This is a genomic window from Brevibacterium antiquum CNRZ 918 (genome assembly GCF_900169145.1).
In the GTDB taxonomy this organism is placed as follows: Bacteria; Actinomycetota; Actinomycetes; order Actinomycetales; family Brevibacteriaceae; genus Brevibacterium; species Brevibacterium koreense.
The window spans coordinates 126,450-143,955 of the sequence record NZ_FXZD01000003.1 but is presented as its reverse complement, the minus strand read 5'-3'; the positions used below and the strand labels follow the sequence as shown (position 1 = coordinate 143,955).

General features: G+C 65.0%; 12 protein-coding genes. 5 read left to right on the top strand and 7 right to left on the bottom strand.

Features of this window, described 5'->3' with window-relative positions; translation table 11 throughout:
- The first annotated feature begins 90 nt into the window (after positions 1-90).
- Both BANT918_RS05745 and BANT918_RS05740 read left to right on the top strand, forming a co-directional pair.
- Complete coding sequence (locus BANT918_RS05745) at positions 91-2,676, top strand: M3 family metallopeptidase (protein WP_101619351.1); 2,586 nt, start codon at positions 91-93, stop codon at positions 2,674-2,676.
- The gene (locus tag BANT918_RS05740; RefSeq protein WP_009883226.1) at positions 2,651-3,400 is read left to right on the top strand and encodes a queuosine precursor transporter; all 750 of its coding nucleotides are present in this window, start codon (positions 2,651-2,653) and stop codon (positions 3,398-3,400) included. Before BANT918_RS05745 ends, BANT918_RS05740 begins: the two co-directional genes overlap by 26 nt.
- Positions 3,401-3,406: 6 nt before the next feature.
- On the opposite strand, the gene tgt is transcribed toward BANT918_RS05740, so the two are convergent.
- Positions 3,407-4,666 (bottom strand): tRNA guanosine(34) transglycosylase Tgt, encoded by a 1,260-nt coding sequence (gene tgt, locus BANT918_RS05735; protein ID WP_208618038.1) that lies wholly within the window; start codon positions 4,664-4,666, stop codon positions 3,407-3,409.
- A gap of 21 nt (positions 4,667-4,687) precedes the next feature.
- Between tgt and mmuM the strand changes: the two genes are divergently transcribed.
- Positions 4,688-5,635: a homocysteine S-methyltransferase gene (mmuM, locus tag BANT918_RS05730; protein ID WP_101619350.1), complete on the top strand. Its 948-nt coding sequence runs from the start codon at positions 4,688-4,690 to the stop codon at positions 5,633-5,635.
- Here the strand turns inward: mmuM and BANT918_RS05725 are convergent.
- Entirely contained in the window at positions 5,610-7,010 is a 1,401-nt protein-coding gene (locus BANT918_RS05725) for an FAD-binding oxidoreductase (RefSeq protein WP_101619349.1), read from the bottom strand. The two genes, mmuM and BANT918_RS05725, sit on opposite strands and share 26 nt — an antisense overlap.
- Positions 7,007-8,092, bottom strand: coding sequence for a histidinol-phosphate transaminase (locus BANT918_RS05720; RefSeq protein ID WP_101619348.1), 1,086 nt, complete (start codon positions 8,090-8,092; stop codon positions 7,007-7,009). The genes BANT918_RS05725 and BANT918_RS05720 overlap by 4 nt, the downstream gene beginning before the upstream one ends.
- Positions 8,093-8,308: 216 nt before the next feature.
- Here BANT918_RS05720 and mqo point away from each other — a divergent pair, with 216 nt between their 5' ends.
- Positions 8,309-9,784: a malate dehydrogenase (quinone) gene (mqo, locus tag BANT918_RS05715; RefSeq protein ID WP_101619347.1), complete on the top strand. Its 1,476-nt coding sequence runs from the start codon at positions 8,309-8,311 to the stop codon at positions 9,782-9,784.
- 103 nt (positions 9,785-9,887) lie between these two features.
- Here mqo and BANT918_RS05710 read toward each other — a convergent pair whose 3' ends face one another.
- From BANT918_RS05710 to BANT918_RS05700, 3 genes are all read right to left on the bottom strand, one after another.
- Positions 9,888-10,712 (bottom strand): bifunctional allantoicase/(S)-ureidoglycine aminohydrolase, encoded by an 825-nt coding sequence (locus BANT918_RS05710; RefSeq protein ID WP_101619346.1) that lies wholly within the window; start codon positions 10,710-10,712, stop codon positions 9,888-9,890.
- Between the two features lie 72 nt (positions 10,713-10,784).
- Positions 10,785-12,092, bottom strand: coding sequence for a DUF6986 family protein (locus BANT918_RS05705; protein WP_101619546.1), 1,308 nt, complete (start codon positions 12,090-12,092; stop codon positions 10,785-10,787).
- 105 nt (positions 12,093-12,197) lie between these two features.
- Positions 12,198-13,577 carry an NAD-dependent malic enzyme gene (locus BANT918_RS05700; protein WP_101619345.1) on the bottom strand — a complete coding sequence of 460 codons (1,380 nt, stop codon included), beginning with the start codon at positions 13,575-13,577 and terminating at the stop codon, positions 12,198-12,200.
- A gap of 226 nt (positions 13,578-13,803) precedes the next feature.
- Here BANT918_RS05700 and BANT918_RS05695 point away from each other — a divergent pair, with 226 nt between their 5' ends.
- Positions 13,804-14,589 (top strand): IclR family transcriptional regulator, encoded by a 786-nt coding sequence (locus tag BANT918_RS05695; RefSeq protein ID WP_101619344.1) that lies wholly within the window; start codon positions 13,804-13,806, stop codon positions 14,587-14,589.
- A gap of 120 nt (positions 14,590-14,709) precedes the next feature.
- On the opposite strand, the gene aceE is transcribed toward BANT918_RS05695, so the two are convergent.
- Entirely contained in the window at positions 14,710-17,463 is a 2,754-nt protein-coding gene (gene aceE, locus BANT918_RS05690; RefSeq protein WP_101619343.1) for a pyruvate dehydrogenase (acetyl-transferring), homodimeric type, read from the bottom strand.
- Positions 17,464-17,506 lie beyond the last annotated feature (43 nt).

Here is a 17,506-nt window from a genome sequence, read left to right as displayed (position 1 = left end):
GCGACCATGCACTTCAGAGCGCGCACGCGTTAGGATCGAGGTCGAGACCTGGCACAAACCTCCAACCGTGTAGAAAGTGGTACGTCGACGATGAGCTCCGAACCGAACAGCATCGATGTCTGGGAGGCCTTCCTCGACCCACAGGGCGAATTCTCACTGCCCGACTTCTCCGCCGTCACTCCCGCATCGCTGATCGCCGCCGTTCGAGCAGCCACGGACTTCGCACGCTCAGAGGTTGAGGACATCATCGCTGATGAGAACGACCCCACGTTCGTGTCGACCACCGTCCGCTTCGAGTCCGCGACCATCCCCATGGCCCGGATCGCCGCGGTCGTGTCCTCCGTGGAGTCCAATCACTTCCGTCCCGAACTGGCAGATTCCGTCGCCGAGGTGTGGGATCGTCTGTCCGCTGCCCGGACCCGCATCTTCCTCGACGTCGATCTCTTCCACCGCATCGAACAGGTACCATCGACCGATCTCAACCCCGAGGACAAGCGTCAGCAGGAGCTCACCGTCGAGGAGTTCGTGCGTGCCGGAGCCCGCCTCGGTGCGGAAGAGCGCGACCAGATGTCCACCATCGCGGCCGAGCTCACGACCCTAGGAACCTCCTTCTCCCGTGCCCTGCAGAAGGACACCAGGGAGCTTGCCGTCCATCTCGACGATAAGGCGCAGCTGGCCGGACTCAGCGAGGACCAGGTCGCGGCCGCGGCCAATCGGGCCGCCGAGCGAGGCACCGACGGGTACCTGCTGCCGCTGAACAACTTCACCCAGCAGCTTGTCCTCGAATCCCTGGAATCGGCTGCGACCCGCAAACAAGTCTTGGACAATTCGACCTCCCGCGGTGCCCGCGGCGGTGAGGGCGACACCCGGACTCAGGTCGCCGACACCACGGCGCTGCGAGCACTGCAGGCGAAGCTGCTGGGATACCCGTCCTATTCGTCGTTTGCCATCGACAATCAGACCGCCGGTGGCCCGGATGCGGCCGCAGACATCGTGTCCTCGCTCATCGCGCCGGCCAATGCACAGTTGGCCGAGGAGCTGGCACAGGTCAAGGACCATTACGGCCTCACTGATGTCGCACCCGAGGACGTCAAGCATCGTCTGGCGCAGTACCGGGCCGAGAAATTCGACATCGACGCCGATGAGGTCGCCAAGTACTTCGAGTTCGACACCGTCCTCAATGAAGGCGTCTTCCGCGCGGCCACGGGTCTCTACGGAGTCACCTTCGCCCCACGCGAGACTGTCTCCGCCTGGCACGAGGATGTGCGGACCTTCGAGGTCACCGACGCCAATGAACGCACCCTGGGACTCATCCTCCTCGACCCCTACTCCCGGGACACGAAGCGCGGCGGCGCATGGATGGGTGAGCTGGTGACAAGTTCACGGCTGACCGGGCACCTGCCCGTGGTCACACTCTCGCTCAATCTGGCCAAGCCGGGCGAAGGTCGACCGACGCTGCTCAACCCCACCGAGCTCAACACCCTCTTCCACGAATTCGGCCACGTCCTTCACGGCCTGTTCGCGAACTCGACCTACCCGTCGACAGCCGGGACAGCTGTGCCTCGCGACTACGTGGAATTCCCGTCCCAGCTCAATGAGATGTGGCGCTTCCACCCGCAGGTCCTCCCCCACTACGCCAAGCACGTGGAGACGGGCGAGCCGATGCCCGAATCCCTGGTCACCGCTCTCATCGACAGTGAGAAGTTCGGCCAAGGCTTCGACACGACCGAGTATCTGGCCGCGGCCATGCTCGACCTCTCCTGGCATTCGCTGGAGGCCGGTGAGCACATCACCGACGTCCTGTCCTTCGAATCCGAGGTACTCGCCGCAGCCGGGTTCACCGACCTGGTTCCGCCCCGCTACCGCACCACGTACTTCGGCCACATCTTCGCCTCCGGCTATGCCGCCGGTTACTACTCCTACCTCTACTCGGAGGTCATCGCAGCCTGGGTCAGCGAATGGTTCGAGGCCCAGGGCGGACTCAACCGGGAAGCCGGCGATGCCTTCCGTGAGGCCATCCTGGCCCCCGGCTACTCGATCGACCCGATGAGTGCGATCGAACGCTTCTTCGGCACCCGCCCCGATGTCGCACCCCTGCTGCGCAGGCGCGGACTGGCCGAGCCGGTGGAAGAATCGGCGCCCGCCGAGGAACCGGCCGAAGAGCCCACCGAGGTCGGTGCCGCCGAGCCGAAGGGGCACCGCAACCATGCGGCGGTCTCCCAGGTCCTCGAAGCCAATGGAATCGAACCACAGATCAGACTCTTCACCGATGCCACCCCTACCGCAGCCTCGGCGGCGGAGAAGGTCGGCGTGGAGGTCGGAGCGATTGCGAACAGCCTGATCTTCTCCGCTGAGGGCGAACCGGTGCTCATCATGACCTCCGGTCGCCACCGCGTGGACACGGACTTCGTGGCCGGACTCATCGGGCTGAGCTCCCTCGATCGGGCCGATAAGGATCTGGTGCGCACCGCGACGGGGCAGGTCATCGGCGGGGTCGCCCCATGCGGGCATCCGCAGCCGATCCCCACGTATGTCGACGTGGCGCTGAAGGACTATCCTGTTCTCTGGGCTGCGGCCGGCACACCGAACTCGATGATGCCGCTGACGTATGAGCAGCTGCTGGCGATCACCGGAGGGAAGGAAATCACTGTTGTCGAAGAAGGTGCCGAAGCCTGAGGGCTCGGACGAGCCGAGCACTGGAGGCCCGGAGGCGCTGAGCGCTGCGGGCAGATTGGCGGCCTTCGCCTCCTCCCGAGGACGCTACTATGCGGTGATTCTGGCCGTGTTCTCTGCGGTGCTCATCATCTCCAACATCTCCGCGACGAAGGTCATCGGCTTCGGACCCATCGTCACCGACGGCGGTGCATTCCTGTTTCCCATCGCCTACATCCTCGGCGATGTGATCAGCGAGGTCTACGGTTTCAAAGCCGCCCGCAAGGCCGTCATCACCGGTTTCGGACTCCAGATCCTGGCGACTCTCGTGTTCTGGCTCGTCCTCATCTCACCCCCGGGACCCGGCTATGAGAACCAGGACGCCTTCGCCGCCGTCCTCGGCTTCTACCCGCGCATCGTCGCCGCGTCCTTAGTCGGCTACTTCTTCGGCCAGCTGCTGAACTCGTATGTGCTCGTGGCTGTGAAGAAGCGCATGGGCGAACAGAAGCTGTGGGTCCGCCTGCTCACCTCTACCGGGGTCGGAGAGTTCGTCGACACTCTGCTGTTCTGCGTCATCGCCTTCGCCGGGGTCATCCCCGGACTCGATTTCATCAACTACATCGTCTTCGGCTTCGTCTACAAGGTCGCCGTCGAAGTCATCCTCATGCCCGTGACCTATCGGGTGATCAAGCTCGTGAAGAAGCACGAACCCAGCTACGAGCTGCCCGACGGCAGCACGACCGCCTAGCCGCGCTCAGGCCTTCTTGGCGTAGTAGCGGCCCAGCACCTCGGCTTCGAGTTCGGCGAAGCGACCGTCGATCATCGACTGTCGGATCTCGGCGACGAGGTTGACGACGAAGTACTCGTTGTGGACGGTGCACAGGGTGGAGAAGAGCATCTCCTTGGCCTTGTACAGGTGCCGCAGGTAGGCCCGCGAGTAGTTCTGGCACGTGTAGCAGGCACAGTCGGGATCCAGCGGCCCGAAGTCCCTGCGGTACTTCGCCCCGGTCAGGTTGTAGCGGCCGTCGCGGGTGTAGATCGCGGCGTTGCGGGCCACTCGTGAGGGCGAGACGCAGTCGAAGGTGTCCGCGCCGGTCTTGATCGCCTCGAACAGGTCATCGGGTTCCGAGATGCCCAGCAGGTGGCGGGGCTTGTTCTCCGGCAGCTCCTCGCACACCCAGCGGATGATGGTGCCGAGGTTCTCCTTCTCCAGGGCGCCGCCAATGCCGAAGCCGTCGAAGTCCATCCCACCCAGATCGCGTGCTGCCTTGCGCCGCAGGTCCTCGTACTGTGCACCATGGAGCACGCCGAAGAGTGCCTGGTAGGGCCGGTGGGTGCGGGCGGCGGTCTGGCGCTGGTGCTCCTCGATGCAGCGCAGAGCCCACTGCCGGGTGCGTTCGAGCGACTCGACCTGGTAGCCGCGCGTGTTGACCAGGGTCGTCAGCTCGTCGAAGGCGAACATGATGTCCGCGCCGAGTTCGTGCTGGACCCGCATGGAGACCTCGGGGGTGAAACGATGCATGGTCCCGTCCAGGTGGGACTTGAAGGTCACCCCGTCGTCGTCGACGTTCGACATGCGTTCCTTGCCGACGGCAACGAGATCATCGTTCTGTTCGCCGGTCGACTCCATCGAGATGACCTTTTTGAACCCCGAGCCCAAGCTCATCACCTGGAATCCGCCGGAGTCCGTAAACGTTGGGCCGGGCCAGTTCATGAACTTGCCCAGTCCTCCGGCCTCGTCGATGAGGTCAGAGCCGGGCTGCAGGTAGAGGTGGTAGGCGTTGGCGAGCACCGCCTGGCCGCCGAGTTCGGCCACCTCGTCGGGGCGTACGGCCTTGACCGTGGCCTTCGTGCCGACCGGGATGAACGCGGGCGTTGCGATGTCCCCGTGCGGGGTGTGGATGACGCCGGTGCGACCCCCCTGGTCGAGGCGGGTGCCGACCTCGAACCCGAACCGGGAGCGGTCGTTGATGGGCGCTGTCTCAGATTCTGCGGAGGATTCGATTCGGGTCACGCGACCAGTTTAACTGGGAGCATGAGTCAGACCTTCATCCACCTGCTCCAGGCTGCTGTGCGCTCGGGCGACCCTCTCGTCATCGACGGCGGCCTGGGTACCGCGCTCGAGTCCCGCGGCATCGATCTGAGCCACGAGCTGTGGTCGGCGGCTCTGCTCCGGGACTCCCCCGACACCCTCGCCGAGGTGCACGCCGACTTCATCCGCGCCGGTGCCCAGATCGTCACGACCGCCAGCTACCAGGCGACCCCCTTGGGGTTCGAGCGGGCATCGATCCCCGCCGAGGAGGGTCTGCGTCTCATCGCACGTAGCGTCGAGATCGCGGCTGGGGCCGGTGATGCCCTCGTCGCCGGGTCCGTCGGACCCTACGGCGCGGCATTGGGCAACGGCGCCGAGTACACCGGCGACTATCACCTCAGCGACGAGGAGTTCGCCGCCTTCCACCGTCCCCGAATCGAGGCTCTGGTCAACGCCGGTGCCGACCTGCTGGCCATCGAGACACAGCCTTCGTTGCCGGAGATCACAGTGCTCGCAGGCCTGGCCGATGAGTACGGGATTCCCGCGTGGCTGAGCGTGACCCTGGCTGACCAGGGGGACCTCGCCGATGGTTCTCACATGGCCGACCGGACACCCTTGAGCGACCTCGCCGAGGCGGTTGCTGACTCGAGAATGATCCGCGCCGTCGGCGTCAACTGCGTCCGGCCGTCACTCGTGGCCCCCGCGCTGGCGGCCTTGGCGAGCGCCACGGACCTCCCGCTCATCGCTTACCCGAATTCGGGTGAGACCTACGATGCGGCCACGATGGAATGGCGCGAGGACTCTGCCTTCGACACGAGCCCGTCGACCCTGGCACCGTGGGTGTCGGCCGGTGTTCGCATCATCGGCGGCTGCTGCCGGACGACACCGGCCGACATCGCCGGCTTGGCCGCGTCGGTGCAGGCACTCAGCCGAACATCTTCCCCGGATTGAGGATCCCCAACGGGTCAAGGGCGTTCTTGATCTGGGTGTGCATCAGCCTGGCTCCGGCATCGAGTTCGCGTCCGAGCCACTCGCGCTTGAGGAATCCGACACCGTGTTCCCCCGTGATCGTCCCACCCAGATCGAGGCCCAGCTGCATGATCGCAGCGAACGCCTCCTGCGCTTGGCTGACCTGAGCCTCGTCCCCGGCGTCGAAGACCACCGAAGGATGCATGTTTCCGTCACCGGCGTGACCGGCCGTGGCGACCTCGACGTCGAAGCGGGCATCGATGAGCGCCAGGCGTTCGAAGAACTCCCCGAGAGCGGAGCGCGGCACGCACACATCATCGACGAGCTCTCCCCCACCACGAGTGTGGGCGTACTTCTCCATCGCCGGGGCCACCGCTCGGCGGGCTGCGACGAGCATCTGCGAATCGGCAGGATCGTCGGAGACGAAGACCTCGGAGCCGCCGTTGGACTCCGCGACCCGGCGGAAGGCTTCGAGCTCCTCCATCGCCCCGGCGCCCTTGGCATCGGACTGCACGAGCAGCAGTGCACCGACATCGTCCGGCAGACCGAAGTCGCCGTAGGCATTGATCATCGCCACGCTGGGACCGTCGATGAACTCCAGCATCGACGGATTCGCCCCCGACCCCATGTACTCGGTGACGGTGCGTCCGGCCGATGCGGTGTCGGGGAAGATTCCCACTGCGGTGATCGGCTGCGTCAGTGCCGGTTTCAGGGCCAGAGTCACCTCGACGATGGTGCCCAAGGTGCCTTCGGACCCGACGAACAGGGCCGCCAGGTCGAGACCGGCGACACCCTTGGCAGTCGGACGGCCCAGCTTCGTCACGGTTCCGTCGGCGAGCACCACGGTCATGGCCCGCACATAGTCCTTGGTCACGCCGTACTTCACGCAGCACATGCCACCGGCATTCGTGGCGACATTGCCGCCGATCGTCGAGATCGCCACCGACCCTGGATCGGGCGGGTAGGCCAGTCCGTGTTCGGCCAGCGCCGTCTTCAGGTCTTGGTTGATGACGCCGGGCTGGACGCGGCAGGTCTGATTCACCTCGTCGATCTCGAGGACCTGATCCATCGCTGCGACATTGAGCAGGAGGCCGCCGTCGACGGCGTTCGCGGCACCGGACAGGCCGGTCCGTGCGCCCTGGGTGACGACGGGGATGTGGTGCTGCGTGGCGAAGGACATCACTGCCACGACGTCATCGACCGTGCGTGCCCGCACCAGGGCCAGGGCCTGGCCCGCCGGGCAGAACAGGGCCTTGTCGGAGGCGTAGCTGTCGATGACGTCCCTGTCGGTGACCAGCGCGCCGGGGCTCAGCCGAGCCTCCAGGTCCTGGGTCGGAATCTCGGCTGTCACACTCATGCGGTCCGCGAGGCTGCGAACTTCGTGGCCACTTCGCGCACCCGGTCGAGAGCTTCATCGGGTCCGATGCTGATGCGCACCCCGCCGCTGAGCTTCCGCACGGCCACGGCCTGGGCTGCGCAGGCAGCTTCGAAGTCTTGTGCGTCATCGTCGGGCAGGCTGACCCACACATAGTTGCCCTGCGAGTCGGTGACGGTGAGTCCCGCATTCCGCAGATCCTGTGCGAACTGGTCACGAGTGGCCGCGACGTCCTTGGCCCGGACGAGGACCTCGTCGTTGCGCGACAGTGATTCTACGGCCGCGACCTGAGCCGTCGAGGTGACGCTGAAGGGTGCGATGACCTGGCGCAGTGCGGTCGCGATCGTCGGATCGGCGACGCCGAAGCCCACCCGCAGGCCAGCCAGGCCATGGGCCTTGGAGAAGGTGCGCGCCAACACCAGATTCGGGAACTTCCGGTAGGCGGCCATCCCATCGACCACCTCGGCGTCGGTGGCGAACTCGAAGTACGCCTCGTCGAGGACGACGATGACCTCGGCAGGGACCTCGGCCATGAAGCCGTCGAGCTCAGCCGTCGAGATCGACAGGCCGGTCGGATTGTTGGGCGAGCAGAGCAGGATGAGGCGGGTCGTGTCGTCGATGGCGGCAACCAGGCCCTGGAAGTCGTGCCGGCCGTCTTCGAGCAGCGGCACGGGGCGCTTCTCGGCACCGCGCGCCGAGGCGAGGATCGGGTACATCTCGAAGGAGGGCCAGGGGTAGACCACCGAGGTGCCTGCTTCGAGGGTGATGTTCGTCAGCGCGGAGAGGATCTCCGAAGCGCCGGCACCGGGCACGACCTCGGAGGCATCGACGTCGAGGTGGGCCGCAATATCGGCGACCAGCTTCGTCGACTTCGGATCGGGATAGTTCGCGGGCACCTGCCCGGGGTCGGTGATCGACTTGAGGACGCCCGGCAGCGGTGCCAGGTGGTTTTCGTTCGAAGACAGTTTGTACGGTTTCAGACCCGGCGTGGTGGTCGGGGGTTTGCCCGGCACATAGGGCGGGAATTCGGCCAGGGCATCACGAAGCAGGAAACGATTCGACATGTGCCCATATTTGCACATCCTGTGGCGGGCGACACAAGGCGTCCACGGGCTAAACGTCCGAATGGTCGGAAAATGCGTGTGACTGCGGACGATCGCCGGCTGTGAGGTTGCTCGCACGGGACTCCTGTACGCAGGGGCGGGTTACTGGTTCGCGCGTGGCGAAGAGTAGTCTGTGAGTCGAATACATGTAGTCAGTGACGAAGGATGAGAGTCGAAATGCCCTCAACGCAGGAAAAGGTTGACGTTGTCTTGATCGGCGGCGGCATCATGAGCTCCACTCTTGGTGCCATGCTGACCGAACTTCAGCCCGAATGGGATATCCGGGTCTACGAGAAGCTCGACTATGTCGCCGAGGAGAGCTCCGATCCCTGGAACAACGCAGGCACCGGCCACGCCGCCCTGTGCGAGCTCAACTACACTCCTGAGGACGAGAACGGCCACGTCGATCTCGCGAAGGCCTCGCAGATCAACGAGCAGTTCCATCACTCCCGCCAGTACTGGTCGCACCTCGTCGACAACGGCGTCCTGGCGGAGCCGAAGTCCTTCATCAACCAGGTCCCTCACATCAGCTACGGCCGTGGTGAGAAGGGACGCGACTACATCAAGAACCGCTACGAGCAGATGGTGCGCAATCCGCTCTTCTCCGAGATGGAGTACACCGACGACCCGGCCACCCAGGCCGAGTGGCTGCCGCTGATGTTCGAAGGCCGCGGACCCGGCCAGGTCAACGGCATCTCACGGACGAAGGTCGGCACTGACGTCGACTTCGGTTCGCTCTCGCACCAGCTGCTCAACTACGTCGGCGACAAGGGTGCCACGATCCGCACCAGCCACCAGGTCACCGACCTTGAGCGCTCCTCCGACGGCTGGGTCGTCACCGTCAAGGACCTGCTCTCCCACGAGACCCACAAGGTCAACGCGAAGTTCGTCTTCAACGGCGCCGGCGGCGGTGCCCTGCCGCTGCTGCAGAAGTCGGGCATCCCCGAGGGCCGCGGCTACGGCGGGTTCCCCGTCTCCGGCATCTTCCTGCGGACCTCGAACCCAGACCTCGTCGCCCGCCACCAGGCCAAGGTCTACGGCCAGGCATCCTTCGGCGCACCCGCCATGTCGGTGCCTCACCTCGACACCCGTGTCGTCGACGGCAAGGACTACCTGCTCTTCGGTCCCTACGCCGGCTTCTCCCCGAAGTTCCTCAAGGGCGGACGCTTCACCGATCTGCCTTTCTCGGTGCGCGGAAACAACCTGCCCACGATGCTCAATGTGGCCAAGGACAACACCGACCTCGTCACCTACCTCGTCTCCGAGCTGGCCTCGTCGAAGAAGGCCCGCTTCGAGTCGATGCACGAGTTCATCCCGAACATCGACCCCAGCAACTGGGAGTTCATCCAGGCCGGTCAGCGCGTACAGGTGATGAAGAAGGATCCCAAGAAGGGCGGAGTTCTGAGCTTCGGCACCGAGCTCATCTCCTCGGCCGACGGCTCGATCGCTACTCTCCTCGGCGCCTCACCTGGTGCATCGACGGCAGTGTCGATCATGCTCAACCTGCTCAAGACCTGCTTCCCACGCCAGTACAGCGCTTGGGAGCCTGCGATCAAGGACATGGTTCCCTCGCTGGGCCGCAGCCTCGCCGATGACGAGACACTGCTTAAGGAGCTCTCCGAGTACACGGCTCGCACCCTCAAGCTGATCTGATCGGCTGACGACTGGTAGCTGACAACAGCTGAATACAGAAAGAACGGCGGACCCTGTGGGCCGCCGTTCTTCGTGTGTCAGCGTCTATGAGTGAGTCAGTGCCTCACAGCTCGACCTGGCGGTTGACGTCCTTGTAGAGCAGGTAGCGGAAGCGACCCGGTCCACCGGCGTAGCAGGCCTGCGGGCAGAAGGCGCGCATCGAGATGAAGTCGCCCTCCTGCACCTCCACCCAGTCGCCGTTGAGACGGTAGACGGCCTTGCCCTCGAGCACGTAGAGACCATGCTCCATCTCATGAGTCTCGGCGAAGGGGATCACCGCACCGGGTTCGAAGGTCACGATGTTCACGTGCATGTCGTAGGCCAGGTTGTCCGGATCCAGGGGACGCGTCGTGCGCCACCGGTTGTCGGTGCCCGGCATCGACGCGGGCTCGACGTCAGACTCCTGACCGAACTTGGCCTCCGGGGTCAGCCCGGCCACGGGCTGGTAGCGCTTGCGCACCCAATGGAAACGTGCCGCCTCGGCGCCGGTGGACTTCACGCTCCACGTCGAACCGGCAGGCAGGAATCCGTAGCCGCCGGCGGTCAGGGTGTGGGCCTGGCCCTCGTGGGTGATCTCGAGTGTTCCCGCCATGAGGAAGATGAACCCCTCGACCTCGGCCTGCGGTTCTGGCTTCTCCGAGCCGCCGCCGGGAGCGACCTCGAGGATGGTCTGGGAGAACGTCACCGCTCCCCCGGCCACCGGCTTGCTCAGCACCCACGACCTGGTCCCCGTCCATTCGGGCAGATTCGAGGTCACGATGTCGCGCATGACGCCGCGCGGGATCACGGTGTACGCCTCGGTGACGATCGCGCGGTCAGTCAGAAGGTCCGTCTGCGGCGGGTGCCCGCCGGTGGGCGCGAAGTAGGTGTAGGGGTCGGTCGTCGTCATGGGTGTGGTGTCTCCTTGAGATCGGGGCTGGTCAGTACAAACCGGCGGTCTGGCGCCGAGGTTGTCGGCAGGTCACTCTGCCGCGCCGGTGGCGGCGATATGATTGAGGGTCGCGATCGACATCTTCGTCCGATCCGTCACGAACTCCTCGGTGTGGGCGCCACAGGAGAGTCCGCGGCCCAGGTAGCGGGCCAGCGCCCGTGCCGTCGCCGGCTCGTCGAGGACACCTGAGTCCTCCTGGAACACATAGTTGCGCAGTCGAGTCGCCGCCCGCTCCGCCCCTTCGCGGTAGAAGCGGAATGTGGCGAGGAAGCGTGTGGGCAGCTGGTGCGGGTGCATGTCCCACCCCTGGTAGATGCCGCGCTTGAGGTGCCTGCGGACCAGTCCGGCATGCAGGCTCCAGGCCCGTTGGATCTCTTCGGGCTCACCGAGAGGCATGATGTTCGTCGAACCATCAGAGAGGTGGACGCCGGTGCCGGCGACCGCGAGCATCATCTGGTTCTTCGCGAAGTCGGCCACCGGGTGATCCATGGCCTGGTAGGCGGCGGCGACGCCCATCGAGGCCGAATAGTCGTAGGTGCCATAGTGCAGGGAGGTGATGCGCCCGGCCCCAGCATCGAGGACCGGTGCCAGCGGCACTGTTCCGTCGGCGCCGAGGATGAGCTGCGGGGTCTCGACCTGCACCTCGAAGGTGATCGTGCCCTCGGCGAGGCCGTGCTCGGCTTCGAGTGCACGGCAGGCCAGGACCATGGCGCTGACCTGGTCGACGGTGCTCACCTTCGGCAGCGTGAGGACAAGCTCCTTCGGATACGATCCGTGGGCGGCGATCACCTCGGCGAGGTACACATCCAGGGTGCACAGACCGCGTGCCCTGGTATCGGCTTCCAAGCACTTGAAGCGGATGCCGAAGAACGCCGGCGCACCCGCCTCGGCCAGTCCTGCGATCCCATTGCGTGCGGCCTCACGCACACAGCCGTCCTCGGTCTCATCGCCACGATTCCCGAACCCGTCCTCGAAGTCCATCCTCAGGTCCTCGATCGGTTCGGTGGCGAGCTTCCGGGTGACGGCCTCGGCGAGCATCTCCGCTTCCCGAGCGACCTGGTGCAGATTCGGCATCGTCTGGCTGTCGGGGGCGAGGGCCTCCTTGCGGGAGGCGATGATGACGCGTTCGGCCAGCTGAACCATCCCGCCGTTGGCCTCGACGCATTCCAGCGCCTGTTCACCCCACTCGCGGGGCAGTGCCGGGGTCGAGAGGTGCCCGGGGACGTAGACGGTGTGCACGGGCTGCCGGACATCACGCTCGCCGGGATACCGCGTGCTCAGCAGCTCGTCCGTGTCCGCCAGGAGTGAGTCGATGTCGGCCAACGTTGATTGATCCAATTTCACATTCTCTTTCGTAGCATCATTGCGCGGGAGGACTGGTCTCCCAACATTGTCTCTCATAAAACAGCGACCGGCCCCCTGTTTCAGGAGACCGGTCGATGATCAGGACGAAACGGCCGCAACCGCCTCTGCGACCTTCTTCGCCACTTCGGGGTCGAAGACCGAAGGCACCACATAACCCGGATGGAGTTCGTCTTCCGGGATGCACGAGGCGATAGCGTCCGCCGCAGCGACCATGATGTTCTCGTCGATGTCGGTCGCCTCAGCATCAAGCAGGCCGCGGAAGATGCCCGGGAATGCCAGCACATTGTTGATCTGGTTCGGATAATCGCTGCGGCCGGTGGCCACAACGGCTGCGTACTTGAGCGCCTCTGCGGGGTCGACCTCAGGGTCGGGGTTGGCCATCGCGAAGACAAGAGCATCTTTGTTCATGGCCTGGATGTCGCTGCCGTCGAGCACGTTCGGAGCGGAGACGCCGATGAACACGTCCGAGCCGACGACGGCTTCCTTCAGAGTGCCCTCGAAGCCCTCCGGGTTCGTGTTGCGCTGCAGCCACAGCTTGTGCTCAGTGTCGACATTCGACTCGGGTCCGATAGCGCCGTCACGGCCACAGGCGATGATGTTCTTCGCACCAGCGACCTGGAGGAGCCGGATGATCGCATTTCCCGCAGCGCCCACACCGGACACGACGATGCGCTGATCTTCAAGCTTCCTGCCCACGACCTTGAGCGCATTCTTCAGCGCAGCCAGTGTCACGATGCCGGTGCCGTGCTGATCGTCGTGGAAGACGGGGATGTCGAGCTCCTCGCGGAGTCGGGCCTCGATCTCGAAGCACCTCGGGGCGGAGATGTCCTCGAGGTTGATGCCGCCGTAGGCCGGAGCAATGGCCTTGCAGATCGAGATGATCTCCTCGGTGTCCTTGGTATCAAGGGCCACCGGCCAGGCATCGACGCCGGCGAACTGCTTGAACAGAACGGCCTTGCCCTCCATCACGGGCATCGCCGCTTCCGGCCCGATGTCGCCGAGGCCCAGAACCGCAGTGCCGTCTGTGACGACCGCAACGGTGTTGCGCTTGATCGTCAGACGACGAGCGTCGGCCTTGTTCTCCGCGATGGCCATGCACACTCGGGCCACGCCAGGCGTATAGGCCCGGGAGAGGTCGTCACGGTTGCGCAGAGGCACCTTGGGCGAGGATTCGAGTTTGCCGCCGAGGTGGAGCAGGAAGGTCCGGTCGGAGACCTTGTGAACCTCGACGCCGTCAAGTTTGTCGAGTGCAGCCGATACCTCGTCGGCGTGGGCGACATCGCGGGTATCGGCGCTGACATCGATCATCACCGCGTGCGGGGTGGATTCGACGACATCGAGCGCGGTGATCGCGGCACCGGTTGCCGCGGCTGCAGCCACGAGGTCGGACGTCGATGTCCGGCCGACCGCTGTCTCCACTCGAAGAGTGATTGAGTATCCGGGACTTGGAACAGCCATGGAAGTTATCCTCTCTGATAAGTCTTTTCCGTAGTACGGATAATATCTTCTGTATAGTGGAAAATCTAGCCAGAATGATCGCGAGCGGAAACTTTCTTCCATTTCGAGACTAGACTGAGTCACAGTTTCGCTCAGCGATCCTGGTTGTCATGTCGACGGCACTCATCGTCGAGCTGCCACGCAAGTCAATGAACACGAATTCAATAGACGAGGAAGAGGAACTGGGATGACCAGCAACGATACGAAGGCCCCCGCGATCCGCCAGACCAAGGGCGGCGTCCAGTCCGTCGAACGCGCCTTCGGGCTCCTCGAGTGCATCGCGAACTCCTCCGGTTCTGCAACGCTGAGTCACATCGCCGCCGAGGTGAGCCTGCCCCTCCCGACGATCCACCGTCTGCTCAACACTCTGGTCAACCTCGGCGTGGTGCGTCAGCTGCCCAACCGCGGCTATGCGCTGGGACCGGGATTGATCCGCCTGGGCAACCTGGCCGGGACCCAGCTGGGGGCCATCGCCCGCCCCTACCTGCGCACGCTCGTGGACGAACTCGGTGAGTCCGCAAACGTCGCCACCATCGACGGAGACATGGTCGTCTACGTCGATCAGGTCTCCTCGCAGCGACAGATGCGCATGTTCACCGAGGTGGGGCGGCGGACGCATATGCACGACACCGGTGTGGGCAAGGCGATCCTCGCCGGCCTGGAACCCGAGCAGGTGCGTCACATCGTGACGACCGCCGGGATGCCGACGCCCACGGAGTACAGCATCGGCACCGTCGAGGATCTCGAGGCCGAGCTGGTGCGCATCCGTGACCGCGGGTACTCGATCGACGAGCAGGAGCAGGAGCTGGGCGTGCGCTGCTTCGCGATGTCGATCCCCGATGCCCCCGCTCCCCTGGCGATCTCCGTGTCCGGACCGATCAGCCGTGTCGACCAGAACTTCGCCGATCGTGCGATTCCGCTGCTGCGCTCGGCCGCCGAGGCGATCTCCCACGATATGCGCGGCGGCGCCTGAGGCACTGGGGCTCACTGCACAGCCACCACAAGCTGCACAGCCAAAAACGGGTGGCGTGTCGAGACTCGTAGTTTCACCTACGATTCTCGACACGCCACCCGTTTGTCGAGTCAGGCAGCCTCAGGAATCGCCTCCGGCGGTTCCTGAGGTTCCTGCGTTGACCTCGTTCAGGCGGTACTTCTTCGCCGCCTCAACTGGCACCGTGCGGGCGATCTCGCCGCGGTCGGCCAGCAGCTGCAGGGTGCGCACGACCATCGAGTGGGCGTCGATCTTGAAGTGGCGCCTCGCTGCTGCACGCGTGTCGGAGAACCCGAATCCGTCAGCACCCAGGGTTGCGAAGTCCTGCTTGAGGAACGGCCGGATGAGGTCCGGCTGCGTGGAGTCGAAGTCACTCGTTGCCACAATCGGCCCGGCCTCGGAGCCCAGGCGCTCACGCACATAGGGCGTACGCGGCTCGGCCTCGAAATTCTCGAGCTTCTCGGCCTCGCACTTCAGAGCGTCGCGGCGCAGCTCGGCCCATGAGGTGACCGACCAGACAGCCGCGTCCACTCCCCATTCCTGGGCCAGCAGACCACGGGCCTCAAGGGCCCACGGGACTGCGACTCCGGACGCGAGCAGCTGAGCTTGCGGGCGATCCCCTGCCCCAGCCTCGGCGCCGGTGCCGGCTTCTGCCACGCGATGGATCCCGCGCAGGATCCCATCGACGTCGACATCCTCCGGCTCGGCCGGCTGGAGCATCGGCTCGTTGTACACGGTCAGGTAGTACATGACGTTGCGGGCGTCGTCGCCGAGGTCGTGCTCGCCGTACATACGGTGCAGGCCATCGCGCATGATGTGCCCGATTTCGTAGCCGAAGGCCGGGTCGTAGATCCGCACAGCCGGGTTGGTCGCGGCCAGCACCGGCGAGTGGCCGTCGGCGTGCTGGAGTCCCTCACCGGTCAGCGTGGTGCGTCCGGCGGTGGCGCCGATGATGAACCCGCGGGTCATCTGGTCACCGGCGGCCCAGAAGGCGTCGCCGGTGCGCTGGAAGCCGAACATCGAGTAGAAGACGTAGATCGGGATCATCGGCTCGCCGTGCGTCGAGTACGCGGTGCCGGCGGCTGTGAAGCCTGCCGCTGCACCGGCCTCGTTGATGCCGACGTGGAGCAGCTGACCCGAGGTCGCTTCCTTGTAGGACAGGAAGAGCTCACGGTCGACGGCGAGGTAGTTCTGCCCGTTCGGGTTGTAGATCTTCGCGGTCGGGAAGAACGCGTCGATGCCGAAGGTACGTGCCTCATCAGGGATGATGGGCACGATCCGATTGCCGATGCCCTTCTCCCGCATGAGGTCCTTGAGCAGGCGGACGAAGGCCATCGTGGTCGCGGCCTGCTGGTGGCCCGAGCCCTTCTTCGTCTGCGAGAAGGCCTTGTCGGAGACCGCGGGCAGGGTCTTCTTGCTGTTCTCGGGCTTCCGGTTGGGCAGGAACCCGCCCAGTGACTTCCGCTTTTCGAGCATGTACTGAATCTCTTCAGCGTCGTTGCCCGGGTGGTAGTAGGGCACCGCGTAGGGGTCTTCGTCGATGACCTTGTCGGTGATCGGGATGTCCATCCGGTCGCGGAAGGCTTTGACGTCTGCGGCGGTGAACTTCTTCATCTGGTGGGTGGCGTTGCGCGACTCGAAGGTCGTGCCCAGGCCGTAGCCCTTGACCGTCTGGACAAGGATGACGGTCGGCTTGCCGGTCGTGTTCACTGCCTGCTGGTAGGCGGCGAAGACCTTGTGGTAGTCGTGGCCGCCGCGCTTGAGGTTCCAGATGTCGTCGTCGCTCAGGTGCTCGACGAGGCCCTTCGTCTCCGGTGAACGACCGAAGAAGTTGTCGCGGATGAACCCGCCGGACTCGGCCTTGAAGGTCTGGTAGTCACCGTCGAGCGTCTCGTTCATGATCCGCACCAGCGAGCCGGTGTGGTCGGCGTCGAGCAGGGCGTCCCATTCGCGACCCCACAGCACCTTGATGACGTTCCAGCCGGCGCCGGTGAAGACCGCTTCGAGTTCCTGCACGATCTTGCCGTTGCCGCGCACGGGTCCGTCGAGGCGCTGCAGGTTGCAGTTGATGACGTAGGTGAGGTTGTCCAGGCCCTCGTTGGCGGCCAGCTGGAGTGCACCGCGTGATTCCGGTTCGTCCATCTCACCGTCGCCGAGGAAGGCCCAGACGCGCTGGTCGGAGGTGTCCTTGATGCCGCGGTTGTGCAGGTAGCGGTTCATCTGCGCCTGGTAGATCGAGTTGATCGGGCCCAGGCCCATCGACACGGTCGGGAACTGCCAGAAATCAGGCATCAGACGAGGGTGCGGGTAGGAGCTCAGTCCGTTGGGGGACTTCGAGGCCTCCTGTCGGAAGCCGTCGAGCTGCTTGTCGCTCAGGCGGTTCTCGAGGTAGGCCCGGGCGTACATGCCGGGTGAGGCGTGGCCCTGGAAGAAGACCTGGTCGCCGCCGCCGGGGTGGTTCTGGCCGCGGAAGAAGTTGTTGAACCCGATCTCGTAGAGGGTCGCGGCACCGGCGTAGGTTGAGATGTGCCCGCCGACGGAGATCTCGGGACGCTGGGCCCGGTGGACGAGCATCGCGGCGTTCCAGCGCAGCCATTTGCGGTACTTGCGCTCGAGGCGCTCATCGCCCGGGTAGGCAGGTTCCTGATCGGCCGGGATCGTGTTCACGTAGTCCGTGGTCGTGACCTTCGGCTGGGCCACCGAGTTCGATGCGGCACGGCGGCGCAGGGCCTCCATGATCTCGGCCGCACGCAGGGTTCCACGCTGGCTGACGAGTCCCTCCCAGGATTCGAGCCACTCGTCGATCTCTTCGTCACCGGTTCCCCTCGGGATCGCCGAGGTTGTGTCCTGGGTCATAGTTCTCCCTCTCAAACACGTCAGGCCCACGGGAAGGTGTTTC